A 12,454-nucleotide genomic window follows, 5' to 3' on the forward strand; every position below is an offset into this window, starting at 1 on the left:
GGTCGAGCGCGCCACCGGCGTCGTGATGCACCAGACCGGCGGCACCGCCGCCGAGGCGCGGCGGAAGCTGACGGGCGACGCCGCGGCGGTCGGGCGGACCCTGCCCTGGCATTGCGCCGTCGTCCTGGCCGACGCGTCGCGGCCCGCTCCCACGCCCGCCCCGGTCGGCTGCGCCGCCCCGACGCGCCACCGCCTGGTGACCACCGACCCCGAGGTGGCGCGAAGCGAGCTCGTCGCCGCGTACGGCACGCCGATCCGGATGGCCGCATCGGCGTCGGGAGGAACCTTCCGGCTGGAGCACACCGACGCCGACCTCTTCCAGACCGGTGACCAGCAGCTTCCGGGCGCGCTCGACTTCGCCTCCGAGCCGGCCTCGCAGGTCGTCGTCGGGCAGCTGCTGGCGGGCGCCGTGAGCCGGGGCACGCCCTCCGGAGAGGAGCGCCTGACCGCCGGTGACGTCTTCCTGACCGGGCGGCCGGCCACGGTTCACACCGCCGCCACCCACGACGCGCACGTGCAGACCGTCACACTGCCGCTGACGTTGCTCCACAAGGTCGCCGGACAGCTGCCCGACCAGTCCGGGCCCCTGCGCTTCGCCGCCCTGCGCGCGTCCTCGCCCGGGGCGGCCGACCGGTGGCGCGCCACCGCTGCCTGCACCGCCACCCTGCTCGAACGTCCCGAGTACGCCACCCGCCTGGTCGTCGCCAACGCCGCGCAGCTGCTGGCCGCCACCGCGCTGGCCGTCTTCCGGAACTCCGCGGCCGCCTCGCCCGACCTCTCCGGGGAGACGGCGGACGCCACCCCGCTCACGGTGCGCCGCGCGGCGGCGTTCATCGAGGCGCACGCCGACCGGGACATCACGCTCGCCGACATCGCGGGCGCGGCCTTCGTCACCCCGCGCGCCCTGCAGTACGCCTTCCGGCGCCACCTGGGCACGACCCCGCTCGCCTCCCTGCGGGACGTGCGGCTGCGGCGGGCGCACCGCGACCTGGTGGACGCCGACCCGGCGCTGACCACCGTCTCCAAGGTCGCCGCACGCTGGGGGTTCCTCCACGCCGGCCGCTTCGCCGCCCGCTACCAGGACCTCTACCACTGCCCGCCCAGCACGACCCTGCACGCCTGAGCCCGCGGGCCCGGCGGCTCACAGGCGCCGCAGCGCGGGCAGGAGCTCGTCCTCGGCCCAGCGCAGGAAGGCGTCCTGCGACTTCTCGCCGATCTGCACCAGGGCGACGTCCGTGAAACCGGCTTCTACGTAGCCGCGGACCGCCTCGGCGAAGGAGTCCAGGCTGTTGCCGCACGGGATGGCGGCCGCCACGTCCTCCGGGCGCACGAAGCGGGCGGCCGCGTCGAAGGCGGCCGGACCCGGCAGCTCGGAGTTGACCTTCCAACCGGACCCGAACCAGCGGAACTGCTCGTGGGCCCGCTCGACGGCGACGGCCGGGTCCGGGTCGTAGCACACCGGGACCTGCCCGACCCGGGGCTTGCCCGTGCCGCCGTGCGCGTCGAACGCCTCCAGCAGCCCGCGGTCCGGCTCCACGGCGATCACCAGATCGGCGGCCCGTCCCGCCAGCGCGCAGGAGGTGGGGCCGGAGACGGCCACGCCGATCGGCGGAGGCGGCTCCGGCGGATCCCACAAGCGCGCGGAGTCGACGTCGTAGTGGGTCCCGTGATGCGTCACATACCCGCCGCCGAACAGCCGCCGGATGATCTCGACCGCCTCCGAGAGCCGGTCCAGGCGAACCTCGGCCGAGGGCCAGGGCTCGCCGACGACGTGCTCGTTCAGGTTCTCGCCCGAGCCCAGCCCCAGGGTGAACCGGCCCTGCGACAGCAGCTGGACCGTCGCCGCCTTCTGCGCGACGACGGCCGGGTGGTAGCGGGTCGTCGGGCAGGTGACGTAGGTCATCAGCGGAATCCGCGAGGTGGCCTGGGCGGCGGCGCCCAGCACGCTCCACACGTACGGCGAGTGGCCCTGCTCCTCCAGCCAGGGGAAGTAGTGGTCGGAGGCGACCGCGAAGTCGAAACCCGCCGCCTCGGCGTGCACGACGTCCTCGACCAGCTGTCGCGGACCGGCCTGCTCGCCCATCATCGTGTATCCGATCTTCACCATGGCTCGCGCCTTCCCGGGGCAGGAGCCGGAAAACCGGAAACCGGAAGGAGACCAGTGATGAGCGGTTTCGAGGGGTTCGTCCAGGCGCTGGACTACCCGGTCCACGTGGTCACGGCCGCCTGCTCGGGGGAGCGGGCCGGCTGCCTGGTCGGCTTCGCCGGGCAGACCTCCATCGATCCGCCGCGGTTCACCGTCTGGCTCTCCAAGGCCAACCGGACGTACGCGGTCGCCGCCCGTTCGGCGGTGCTGGCGGTGCATACGCTGCCGCACGACGCGCTCGCGCTCGCCCGGCTCTTCGGCGCCCTCACCGAGGACGAGGGCGTCGACAAGTTCGCCCGGACGCCCTGGACGCCGGGCCCGGAAGGGGTGCCGCTGCTCGGCGGTGCTGCGGCGTGGCTCGTCGGACGCGTCCTCGACCGCGCCGACTGGGGGGACCACGTCGGCTTTCTGCTCGATCCCCTCGACGCCCGCCAGGCGCGCCCCGGGCCCGTGCTGATGTACCGCCAGGTCCGCGACCTCGACGCCGGCCACCCCGCGTAGAACCCCGGCACCAGGGCCTGTCTTGTGGATCACGCCCTAGCCGTCCCGCATGGGGGAGGCCGTAGCGGACGTCCAGCGCAGCAGGCGCTCGAGCGGCCAGGTGGTCACCAGCCGGTCCGCGCCCAGTCCGGCGCGGGCCGCCCGGGCGTAGCCGGAGGTCTGCCAGTGCAGTTGCCCCGGCGCGTGCGCGTCGGTGTCGACGGCGAAGAGGCAGCCCTGCTCGGCGGCGAGGAGCAGCAGGTCGTCCGGTGGGTCGCGTCGTTCCGGCCGGCAGTTGATCTCCACCGCGGTCCCGCTCTCGACGGGATCCATCCTCGGTGCCGCCTCGGTTACGAGCGGCCGCGGCCGGAAAGCATGTCGCGGGCGCGGTCGACGAGGCCTGCGCCGGGGGCGAGGATCTTGTTCATCGGGGGAGTGCTGGGGGCCGCGGGGTGGGGACGCGTCGGGGCCCTGTCCTTCGCGGAGCGGATCTTCTCGCCGAGCTCGTCCAGCTGCGCGGGAGTGCACGCGGCTGCCAGGGCGGGAAAGAGGCGGTTCTCCTCGTCGGCGACATGGCCGGTGACCTCGGTGATGATGCCGGCGACCAGGGTGTCGAACTCGGAGCGCTTCACGTCCATGCCCTCGAGCTTCTTGAGCAGCCCCTCGACCGTGGAGTGGTCCTCGAGCTCCTTGTCGGCCATCGCTTCGCCGCCCGCAACGCGCTCGCGCACGGCCGGGTAGAGGTACATCTCCTCCGCGACGGAGTGGCGGACCAGTTCGATGGTGAACTCGTCCGCGACCTCGCGACGCCGGGGATCGCCCAACGGCAGGGCGTTGATCTTGTCGAACATGGCCTCCACCTCGCGGTGGTCGACCTTGAGTTCCTCGATGATGTTCCCGCCGTGACCCATGGCCCTGGCTCCTTCCTCCGTGGCGGTCGCTTGCCGGTTCCCCCGGGTGCTGCGCGGTTACCCCGTCACACGGGAACAAACGGCGTCGTGGGGGCCCCGGAGGAGCGTCAGGCGGAGTCGTCCGTGACGGCGATGCACTCGACGTCGATCTGGTCGGCCAGGCGGTCCAGGACGTGGGCCGCGTCCGCGACGGCCTGGGCTTCGGAGTGGTCGGCCCGGCCCCAGCTGCGGTACTCGCCGGCGATGTCCCGCAGCAGGGCCGTCACGTTTTCGGCGGGGATGAGCAGTGCTCCTTCGCTCAGCGCGAGCAGCGGCAGCTCGACGCTGATCACGGCGCCGGCTCCGTCCGCCGGGCCGCTGCCTGACGCCCGGTCAGGGCCAGCAGCCTGGTCTGCGAGTCCGCGCCGCGCGGGACCGGCAGGGGCGGGTCGAACAGGCCCGACTCGGCCAGTCGCTCGGCGTAGCCGGACAGTTCCCGCAGCGCGAACGAGACGAGCGGGCCCGGCAGGTGGTCGTCGGCGCCGACGGCTCGCGCCAGATCCCAGCTGTGCACGACGAGGTCCATCGCCAGTTGGCTGACCAGATGCCGTGCCGGGGCCGGACCCGCCCACAGCGTCACCGCGCCGTCGAGCGCGCCGGAGCCGTGGACCGCCGCCTCCGCCTCCGCGGCCGCCCGCTTGAAGGCCAGGACGGGGTCGTCGCCGAGCTGGTCCCCGTCGAGGCGGTCGCCGACGTCCGCGGGTGAGGAGCCCGCCAGCAGCAGGGCCAGCCACTGCTCCTGGACCGTGACGTGGTTGACCAGATCGCGCAGCGTCCACTGCCGGCAGGGCGTCGGCAGGGCCCACTGGTCCGGTTCCACCTCCCGGACGAGCCGGCCGAACAGCTCCAGCGCGGCGTCGTGGGCGTGCGGCAGGGCGGTGACGATGGGTCCGCGGGTGACCATGGGCTACTCCTTCACATGGCCCCGAATGGGTCTCTTCCTCCGGGCCAGGCGACTGCCCCGCCGACGCCGGTTGACACCCGACCGCGCCGAGATGTGAGGCGATGAACGAACCCTCGTCGGACGGCACACCGGACGGCGCCCACTTCGCCGCGGACGGGGCACACGCCGCCGTGGGCAGGGCAGAGGCCTCGGCGCCGACGTCCCAGCGCGGTCCGGCGCGGGGGCGGCGCACGCGCGCGTTCGTCGTAGGTCGCATGGGAGGGCCCGTTACGGCGATCGGCCGGCCCGGCCGGGTCCCCTGTGAACCCGTGACGGACTCACCCGCGCCTACTCCGATGCCCACCGCCGACCAGCCCCCTCGCACGAGGAAGGTCGGCGCGCATGCGAGTGCCCGTCCCGGGAAGGCGCCTCACAGACCGCGTCGACACGACAGCGAGAGGCAGCCATGGAGGCACAGCACGGCCCCGCGCTGTCCCTGCGTGAGCAGCGGGTCCTCGGCTCGATCGAGACGGTGCGGACCGTACGGGTGCTGCCGGCACAGGTGGCCGAGCAGATCGACGCCGGCTGCATCGCCCTCGCCACGAGCCTGGACGAGGCCCCCTGACGGGTTCTAGGGGGTTCCCGGTGGCGTCGATGTGGCGTGTACGCGCTCCCGGCCCGGGTAGGCGCGGCCTGTCGGGGCGAGCGGTCGCCTCAGGACCTCACAGGCGAGGAAGAGCCATGAGCCAGAAGATCCGAGAGATGATCACGCGCCGGCCCGTCACCGTGTCCGCGTCGGCGTCCGCGCCGGGCCGCGTCAGCGCGGCCGCCCCGAACCACTGACCGAGCAAGGCCGAGCACGGCCGAGAAGGGCCGAACCGAGGAGAGGAGCGCTGCCATGCCCAGGGGATCGAGCCCGAAGCGGGAACGGCAGTACGAGCACATCAAGGACAGCGCCAAGGAGCGCGGCGAGAGCGAGAAGCGCGCCGAGGAGATCGCCGCGCGCACCGTCAACAAGGAACGTGCCCGGCACGGGGAGTCCAAGACCGCGAGCCGGACCTCCCTCCAGGACATCTCCTCCGGCCGCCGCGGCGGACTGCGCTCCCACAGCGGCGCCCAGGGCCCGACCAGGGAGCAGCTGTACGAGGAGGCCAAGCAGCGGAACATCCAGGGCCGTTCCAAGATGAACAAGCGTCAGCTGGCCAGCGCCCTCGGACGCTGACGCGCCGCGGCCATCGACACAGCACCGACGGGAGCTGAGACGTGATCACACTTCAAGGACGTACGGTCGCCTTCCTGGTGGCCCCGGAGGGGACCGAGCAGGTCGAACTGACCCGTCCCTGGCAGGCGGTCGAGGAGGCGGGCGGCACGCCGCGCCTGCTGTCGACCGAGTCGGGGGAGATCCAGGCCTTCCACCACCTGGACCGGGGCGACCGGTTCCCGGTGGACGCGGTGGTGGGGGACGAGACGGTCGACGACTACGACGCGCTGGTGCTGCCGGGCGGCGTGGCCAACCCCGACCTCCTGCGCACCGACCCCGAGGCGGTGGCCTTCGTGCGCGGATTCTTCGCGGCGGGCAAGCCCGTCGCCGCGATCTGCCACGGGCCGTGGACCCTGATCGAGGCCGACGTGGTCCGAGGCCGGACGATGACCTCCTGGCCCAGCCTGCGTACCGACCTAGGCAACGCGGGGGCAGACTGGGTGGACCGGGAGCTCGTCGTCTGCGAGGGCGGGAACAGCGTGCTGATCACCAGCCGCAAGCCCGACGACCTCGACGCCTTCGACGACGCGCTCGTCACCCACTTCGCCCGACAGGCGCCGGCCGAGCACTCGACCGCCCGGCACTGACCCGAGGAGGAGCACGCCGTGCACGCCACGATCCCCGCACCCCCGGACCCCGACGTGGTGCCGATCCCCGGCCCGACGGATCCCCCGGTCCCGATGCCTCCCGACCCGGACCGCCCGCTGCCGCGCCCAGGGCCCGCCCCGGACCCGATGCCCTACCCCGACCCTGAGCCGGCCCGGCCCGCCGAACCCCCGGCCAAGCCGCCCGAGCCCGAACCCAAGCCCGTCGGCCCAGGCGCGCCCTGAGTCGGCCGCGACGCCGTCAGACGCCGTCCGGGGACGCGGAGCCGGCCGGCTGCCGCGTCGCCAGGGCGGCGAGGGCGGTCGCGGCCGTCCCCGGGAAGAGACGGCCCAGGCCCGGGGGAGGGCCCTGCGGCCCTCGGCTCGCCTCGGTGAGCGCGGCCAGCAGGGCGCCAGGGGAGTCAGCCAGGCGGGTGAGGCCGAGGCCGGCCATCGCCAGGACGCCGTCGCGGCCGTGGCCCGGCAGGGGCCGGTAGGCGACCACGGGGACGCCGAGGGCCAGCGCCTGCAAAGCGGTCTGGCCTGCGGCGTTGTCGATGAGGGCGGTGCTCGCGGCCAGCACCGAGGGCAGGTCGCGCTGCCAGCCCAGGGCGGTGACCCCGGGCAGCCCGCTCAGCGAACGCCGCATCCGCTCGTTGCGGCCGCAGAGCACCACGGGTGCGAAGCCCGCGGCGGCCAGGGTCCGCGCGGTCTCCGCGAACCGCGTCCCCGCGCCCCACGCCCCGGCCGACAGGAGCACGCGCGGTCGCCCGGGAGCGGGGCTGCGCGCGGGGGCCAGCGGCGGGAGGAACCGATCGGCGAGGACGGCGCCGACGGCATGGGCCGGACGACCGGTGCCGACGCGGGCCTGGTCGGCCGCGTCCTCGGTCAGGCACAGGTAGTGGTCGTTGCCCGCGTGCAGCCACTGGCGGTGCACGGCGAAGTCGGTGACCAGCACGGCCGTCGGCACCGTGAGGCGGCCCAGCTCCCGCTCCCGGCCCGTGGTCTGCGCGGCCAGGTGGAACACCGGCACCACCAGGTCGGGTCGCAGGCGATCCGTCAGGTCGCGCAGTCTCGGACCGATGACGGCGGCGAGCGGGCTGGTGCCCGGCCCGGCGCCGGGCCGGAAGAACGCGGCGTAGAGGGCCGCGTAGATCCACGGCGCGTGGCGGATGCTGCCCCGGTAGAAGCCGCGCAGCGCCGCCCCGGCCGCTCGGGAGGGCAGCAACCGCAGCACGTCGACGGCGACAGCGTCGTGGCCCTGACCGTTCAGCCGGCCCGCCAGGGCGCGGGCGACGGCGTCGTGCCCGTCGCCCATGCTCGCGCTGAGGATCAGGAACCGGCTCACCTTGCCCACCGTAGGCGGCCGGGCACGCGGGGGCCGGTTCGGCGCGCCTGAACGCCCGGACTCGGGGATGGTGGAAGGGGAGTGACCGCCCGCCGGGCGTGCCCCGCGGGGGCGCTTGTCCTCCCGCCGCCCACCGCCGTCCGTCGCAGTCAGCCGCAGTTCGCCGCCAGTTCGGACAGGAGCCCGCTGTGATCTTGTTCCACCGGGAGGCACGCCCTTCGGGACGTCGAGCAGGACCACACAGCGAGGCTGACCGGTCCGTGCCGGTGGCCCTGGTCACCGGCGCGTCCTCGGGGATCGGCGCGGCCGTCGCCGAACGGCTGGCCGTCCAGGGCGGCTGGCGGCTCGCGCTGAACGGACGCGACCGCAATCGGCTGGACCGGGTCGCGGCCCGCACCGGCGGAGCCGTGTTCCCGGCCGACCTGATTGTGCCCGGCGCCACCGAGGTGCTCGTCGCCGCGGCCTCACTCGCCGGGCAGGACCGGATCGGGTTGCTGGTGGCAGCGGCCGGCGTCGGCTGGGCCGGGCCGCTGTGGACCATGCCCGGCGACGCGGTCGACCGGCTGCTCACCGTCGACCTACGGGCCACCGTGCACCTGGTCCGACTGGTCCTGCCGTCCATGCTGGCGGCGGAGGACGGGCACATCGTCCTAGTCGGCTCGGTCGCGGGCAGCGTGGGCGTGCGCAACGAGGCGGTCTACTCGGCCGCCAAGGGGGCCCTCGGGGTCTTCGCCGACGCGCTGCGCCAGGAACTGCACGGCTCCGGCGTGCACGTCACGCTCGTGGTCCCCGGCGTGGTGGACACGCCCTTCTTCGAGCGGCGCGGCGTTCCCTACGCCCGCTCCCGGCCGCGTCCGATGCCGCCCGACCGGGTCGCGGACGCCATCTGCCGCGCGGTGGCGCTCGGCCGCGAACAGGTCTACGTGCCCGGCTGGCTGCGTCTGCCGGGGCTCGTGCGCAGCGCGGTCCCCGGGCTCTACCAGCGACTGGCCTTCCGCTTCGGCTGAGAGCCGCCGAGACGACCCGAGGGGAGGACGCACCCGGTGACCTCGTTGGCCGTCCTGTGCGCGCTGGTGTGCGCCGCCGCCAACGCGGCCGTCTCCGCCCTGCAACGGCTGGCGGCCCTGGACGTGCCCGCGGGCGGGACCGGGACGCGGCGGCTGCGGCTGTTGCTGCGCAGCAAGGTCTGGTGGGCGGGCTCGGCGGCGCTGCTCGTGGCCGCGGTCGCGCAGGCCGCCGCACTGGGCCTCGGCAGCCTCTCGCTGGTGCAGCCGCTGCTCGCCTCCGAGCTGCTGTTCGCTCTGCTGGTCGGCACCCTGGTCTTCCGACGCGGCCCGGGCCGCCGCACCTGGGGCGCCTTCACGGCCCTGGCCGCCGGCCTGGCGCTGTTCCTCGCCGCGACCCGTCCGCGTCCGGGCGACGACTCGGCTACCACCGCGCGCTGGGCGATGACCGGCCTGGCCGTCGCCGTTGCGGTGGTGGCCCTCCTCGCCGCGGCCCGGACGGTCCGCGGCGCGCCCCGCGCCGCGCTGCTCGGCTGCGCGACGGCGACCGGGTTCGCGATGACGGCGGCCCTGATCAAGGAGGTCCTGTCCCGCGCGGGCGCGGCGGGCTTCGCCCAGCTCTGGCTCGACTGGCCGGTCTACGTGTTCGCCGCGACGGGCGGGACCAGCTTCCTGCTGCTCCAGGCCACGCTCCGGGCGGGGACGCTGCGCGTCTCCCAGCCCGCGCTGACGCTCGCCGACGCGCTGGTGAGCCTGGTCCTGGGCGGGGTCCTGTTCGGGGACCGGCTCGCCCTCGGCGTGCACACCGTCCCCGCCGTGGCCGGGTGCGCGCTGATCGTGGTCGGTGTCGTCGGTCTGAGCCGGTCGCGGACGCTCGCGTCCGGCTGGGACACCCGCGACGACACGCTCGACGGCGCGGGCGACGAGGCGGGCGAGGCCCGCGCGCAGGGGCCGGACCGGGCCGACTGAGCGTCGTCGAGCCGACGCGCGCGGCCGCCTTCACCGGTCGGGCAGGGGCAGTTCGGCCCACACGTCCTTCCCACCGCCGCCCGGCCGCCAGCCCCAGGCCTTCGACAGCCGGTCGACGATGAACAGGCCGTGGCCGCCGACGCGGTCCGGCAGGTGCGGGTGGACCGCGCGCGGGGCACGGGCGTTGGCGTCGTGGACGGTGAGCCGGAGCAGGCCCAGGGGGTGCTCGAGGTCCATGGAGCTCCCACCGCCACCGTGCCGCTCCGCGTTGCTCAGCAGCTCCGCCGCGACGAGCACCGCGTCGATGGCCGGTTCCTCCCCGCTGCCGATGTGCCACTCCGCCAGCGCCTCGCGGACGAACATGATGCCCGCGGCCACCCGGTCGACCCCGTCGCGGTGCGGGAGGTCGAGGTGGCGCGGCCCGAACGAGGCTGCGGTGGCGGAGTCCGGGCTCATGGCGCTCCCTTGCAGACGTGGTGCGGGGTCCCGACACACCGTGTCTAACCGGGCACGACCGGTTCACACACGTTGACGCAGACCGGCCACCGCCGAGCCGGAGTCCGGGAAGATCGGGAAGAGCGTTTCGGTGTCCGTGAGTTCGAGCAGCCGGCTGACCCGCGAGCTGGGGGCGACGAGTGCGAGCGCGGTGCCGGGCGCCGCGCAGCGAGAGCGGTACTCAAGGAGCAGGTTGAGCCCCATCGAGTCGCAGAAGTGCACCTCGCGCAGGTCGACGCAGAGGACCGGCGGGCGGCCGGACAGGGCCCGGTCGAGCGCGCCCTCCGCGATCGGGCGGGTGTGCAGGTCGAGGTCGCCGACCAGGGCGCAGACGGCCGTGCCCACCGCCGTCCCGTTCTCGGCCTTCAGTCGTCGACTCGGTACGGACTGGCCCTCGCCGCACACGGTCTGGGTCTCCCTCATCACTTGCCTCCGGTGGATCGTCAACACGTCGGCATGCAGCGCGTACCCGCGCGAGGGACTTCAAACAGGAGGACGGACGCGTGGCGGCCGTGGCCGACCGCTACCGGGGGGAGCCGTCGACGTGGGGCCGGGGAAAGGCCGTCAGGCCGAAGCGCGTCGGCATCCGGAGTTCCGCCCACACCGTCTTGCCCTCCCGCTGCGGGAAGGCGCCCCACCGCCCGGCCAGGCACTCGACCAGGTACAGGCCATGGCCGGAGGGCCGGGCCGGCAGGTGCGGCCAGACCAGCCGCGGGGTCTGCCGGTTGCTGTCGCTGACCGCGATGCGGAGCCGCGTGCCGTGCCAGGAGAGCTCAACCTCGCGTGCGCCGCCGCCGTGCTGCCGGGCGTTGGCCAGCAGCTCGCCCGCCACCAGCACCGCGTCCGACGCCTGCTCGCAGTCGCCGTCCAGGCCCCAGCGCGCCAGGGTGTCCCGCACGTGGCGCAGGCCGTGGCCCGTCCCGAGCGGCGCGTCATAGCGGTGCAGACGGGCCCGGCCCGTCGGCGCCGACCTCAATGAGATCACCGAAGACTCCTGGAGGAATCGCGAGATCCGGCTCTCGCGCGGGTACCCGACGCCGTCCGGCTCACACCCCCGCGTGTTCGTTACCTGGACAGGCCTTGTCGAATTTGTTCGTCCGTCGGATTACTTAGGCCGCCTGCGACCAGCGCAGCAGGGCGCCGACGCCGCCGATCGGTCCGGACGCTCCCGCCGGGACCGTGATCGCGTCCGCGTCCAGTGCGACGGCCGCGCGCAGCAGGGCGTCGTCGGCGCGGGCCGGCACCGGGTAGCGGGCGCCGAGCGCGTGGGCCTCGCTGCGGCCGGGGGCCAGCTGGCACGCCTCGGGGCCGGTCCACACCGTGCGGGCCGCGTCGCCCGAGGAGTCGCCGAGCAGGAGCGTGTCGAGGCTGCGGTCGCGTGCCGCGCGCAGCACCTGGGGGACGCCCTCGGCGGTCCGGCCGCCGCGCTCGGGGGCGACGGCGTGCCCGGTTTCCGGGTCGCGCGCGCGTCCGGCGGCGAGCCGGGCGAGGGCACGTTCCATGTGGTCGGCCTCGGCCCGTGCCCGCACGACCTCGAGCTCCTGGTCCAGGGCGTGGTCGCCGCCGGGGGCGCGCCCGCCGCTCGGCAGTTCCGTGACGTCGGCGTCGAGCGGGTGGGGGAGGCGGCGGACCACCTCGTGCCGCTCGCGGGCGTCCCCGGCCAGGACCACGACGCACTCGGGGGCCGCGGTGTGCTGCCGGGCGACCTCGTCGGCGATGACCTGGGCGGTGCGGTCCCAGGTGTCCTCCATGCGGTGCTGGTAGTGCCACTCGTAGCGGTCGGTGGGCACGGAGCGGTGTCCGCGCCACTGCGGCCCCTGTGCGCTGGCGAGGGGACGGCGGCCGTGCCCGTCGCAGAGCTCCAGATCCGCGCCGGTGCGGTCGATCAGGGCGAGCAGCACGTCGGGGTGGTCGGCGCGCAGGGGCAGCAGCGGGGCCAGCCGCGGCAGCGCGGCCCAGGCGGTCAGCGGCGCGCCGGGAGCGCAGGCCAACGGCAGGTCCAGGACGACCTTGCCGTCGGTGGCGTAGACCGCGCGTGCCGCGGGGGAGCCGGCCGGCGGCTCGCCGGCCAGGTGGCGCGTGACCGCGTCGACGGTGCGCTTGTCGGCGCCGAGCCGGGCGAGGTCCCTGGCGGCGGCGCGGATCCGCAGTTCGGCCTGCTTGGCGGCGTCCTCGGTGGTCCGCGAGGTGTCGATGACCACGCTGGCCCAGGGGCCGGGTCGGTCGAGCAGAGGATGGAGGAAGGTCAGTTCCATGGCTGCCTCGATTCCTGTGGTTCGACGTTCGCCAGTACGGCCCATGCCCCGCGCGGACTGTTCCCACGCGGATCACCCG

At 74.9% G+C, this 12,454-nt stretch carries 18 protein-coding genes; 8 read left to right on the forward strand and 10 right to left on the reverse strand.

Annotated features, from left to right (window positions below):
• Positions 1 to 1,123: helix-turn-helix transcriptional regulator (locus tag TR48_RS38590; RefSeq protein ID WP_161789773.1), on the forward strand; the 1,123-nt coding region annotated here is incomplete at its 5' end.
• An 18-nt stretch (positions 1,124 to 1,141) separates the two neighbouring features.
• On the opposite strand, the gene TR48_RS04815 is transcribed toward TR48_RS38590, so the two are convergent.
• Positions 1,142 to 2,107, reverse strand: a complete 966-nt coding sequence (locus TR48_RS04815; protein ID WP_042364595.1) for an LLM class F420-dependent oxidoreductase — start codon at positions 2,105 to 2,107, stop codon at positions 1,142 to 1,144.
• Positions 2,108 to 2,164: 57 nt separating this feature from the next.
• On the opposite strand from TR48_RS04815, the gene TR48_RS04820 reads away from it, so the two are divergent.
• Positions 2,165 to 2,647 (forward strand): flavin reductase family protein, encoded by a 483-nt coding sequence (locus tag TR48_RS04820; RefSeq protein WP_042364596.1) that lies wholly within the window; start codon positions 2,165 to 2,167, stop codon positions 2,645 to 2,647.
• A gap of 36 nt (positions 2,648 to 2,683) precedes the next feature.
• On the opposite strand, the gene TR48_RS04825 is transcribed toward TR48_RS04820, so the two are convergent.
• The 4 genes from TR48_RS04825 to TR48_RS04840 form a co-directional block, all read right to left on the reverse strand.
• Positions 2,684 to 2,959: a hypothetical protein gene (locus TR48_RS04825; protein WP_042364597.1), complete on the reverse strand. Its 276-nt coding sequence runs from the start codon at positions 2,957 to 2,959 to the stop codon at positions 2,684 to 2,686.
• A gap of 17 nt (positions 2,960 to 2,976) precedes the next feature.
• On the reverse strand, positions 2,977 to 3,537 hold the full coding sequence (locus TR48_RS04830; protein WP_042364598.1) for a hemerythrin domain-containing protein: 561 nt from the start codon (positions 3,535 to 3,537) through the stop codon (positions 2,977 to 2,979).
• A gap of 107 nt (positions 3,538 to 3,644) precedes the next feature.
• Positions 3,645 to 3,869, reverse strand: a complete 225-nt coding sequence (locus tag TR48_RS04835) for a hypothetical protein (RefSeq protein WP_042364599.1) — start codon at positions 3,867 to 3,869, stop codon at positions 3,645 to 3,647.
• Complete coding sequence (locus tag TR48_RS04840) at positions 3,866 to 4,480, reverse strand: TIGR03086 family metal-binding protein (RefSeq protein WP_042364600.1); 615 nt, start codon at positions 4,478 to 4,480, stop codon at positions 3,866 to 3,868. The genes TR48_RS04835 and TR48_RS04840 overlap by 4 nt, the downstream gene beginning before the upstream one ends.
• Positions 4,481 to 4,925: 445 nt before the next feature.
• Here TR48_RS04840 and TR48_RS42950 point away from each other — a divergent pair, with 445 nt between their 5' ends.
• From TR48_RS42950 to TR48_RS04855, 4 genes are all read left to right on the forward strand, one after another.
• Complete coding sequence (locus TR48_RS42950; RefSeq protein ID WP_161789774.1) at positions 4,926 to 5,084, forward strand: hypothetical protein; 159 nt, start codon at positions 4,926 to 4,928, stop codon at positions 5,082 to 5,084.
• A 273-nt stretch (positions 5,085 to 5,357) separates the two neighbouring features.
• Positions 5,358 to 5,681 (forward strand): hypothetical protein, encoded by a 324-nt coding sequence (locus TR48_RS04845; RefSeq protein WP_042364601.1) that lies wholly within the window; start codon positions 5,358 to 5,360, stop codon positions 5,679 to 5,681.
• A 41-nt stretch (positions 5,682 to 5,722) separates the two neighbouring features.
• Positions 5,723 to 6,307, forward strand: coding sequence for a type 1 glutamine amidotransferase domain-containing protein (locus TR48_RS04850; protein ID WP_201777086.1), 585 nt, complete (start codon positions 5,723 to 5,725; stop codon positions 6,305 to 6,307).
• Positions 6,308 to 6,325: 18 nt separating this feature from the next.
• Positions 6,326 to 6,550, forward strand: a complete 225-nt coding sequence (locus TR48_RS04855) for a hypothetical protein (protein WP_042364602.1) — start codon at positions 6,326 to 6,328, stop codon at positions 6,548 to 6,550.
• A gap of 16 nt (positions 6,551 to 6,566) precedes the next feature.
• Here the strand turns inward: TR48_RS04855 and TR48_RS04860 are convergent, their stop codons facing one another.
• Complete coding sequence (locus TR48_RS04860) at positions 6,567 to 7,622, reverse strand: MGDG synthase family glycosyltransferase (protein WP_042364698.1); 1,056 nt, start codon at positions 7,620 to 7,622, stop codon at positions 6,567 to 6,569.
• Between the two features lie 290 nt (positions 7,623 to 7,912).
• On the opposite strand from TR48_RS04860, the gene TR48_RS04865 reads away from it, so the two are divergent.
• Together TR48_RS04865 and TR48_RS04870 are read left to right on the forward strand one after the other, a co-directional pair.
• The gene (locus TR48_RS04865) at positions 7,913 to 8,659 is read left to right on the forward strand and encodes an SDR family NAD(P)-dependent oxidoreductase (RefSeq protein ID WP_439654437.1); all 747 of its coding nucleotides are present in this window, start codon (positions 7,913 to 7,915) and stop codon (positions 8,657 to 8,659) included.
• A 36-nt stretch (positions 8,660 to 8,695) separates the two neighbouring features.
• Positions 8,696 to 9,625, forward strand: a complete 930-nt coding sequence (locus tag TR48_RS04870) for a DMT family transporter (RefSeq protein WP_042364604.1) — start codon at positions 8,696 to 8,698, stop codon at positions 9,623 to 9,625.
• A 30-nt stretch (positions 9,626 to 9,655) separates the two neighbouring features.
• Here the strand turns inward: TR48_RS04870 and TR48_RS04875 are convergent, their stop codons facing one another.
• The 4 genes from TR48_RS04875 to TR48_RS42955 all read right to left on the reverse strand — a co-directional run bounded on the left by TR48_RS04875 (position 9,656) and on the right by TR48_RS42955 (position 12,375).
• The gene (locus TR48_RS04875) at positions 9,656 to 10,081 is read right to left on the reverse strand and encodes an ATP-binding protein (RefSeq protein WP_084728792.1); all 426 of its coding nucleotides are present in this window, start codon (positions 10,079 to 10,081) and stop codon (positions 9,656 to 9,658) included.
• Between the two features lie 63 nt (positions 10,082 to 10,144).
• Positions 10,145 to 10,543 (reverse strand): STAS domain-containing protein, encoded by a 399-nt coding sequence (locus tag TR48_RS04880; protein WP_052442401.1) that lies wholly within the window; start codon positions 10,541 to 10,543, stop codon positions 10,145 to 10,147.
• A 100-nt stretch (positions 10,544 to 10,643) separates the two neighbouring features.
• Positions 10,644 to 11,105 (reverse strand): ATP-binding protein, encoded by a 462-nt coding sequence (locus TR48_RS38595; protein ID WP_152627794.1) that lies wholly within the window; start codon positions 11,103 to 11,105, stop codon positions 10,644 to 10,646.
• 124 nt (positions 11,106 to 11,229) lie between these two features.
• Positions 11,230 to 12,375, reverse strand: coding sequence for a baeRF2 domain-containing protein (locus TR48_RS42955; RefSeq protein ID WP_042364605.1), 1,146 nt, complete (start codon positions 12,373 to 12,375; stop codon positions 11,230 to 11,232).
• Between the last annotated feature and the right edge of the window lie 79 nt (positions 12,376 to 12,454).

Source organism: Streptacidiphilus neutrinimicus (assembly GCF_000787815.1).
In the GTDB taxonomy this organism is placed as follows: Bacteria; Actinomycetota; Actinomycetes; order Streptomycetales; family Streptomycetaceae; genus Streptacidiphilus; species Streptacidiphilus neutrinimicus.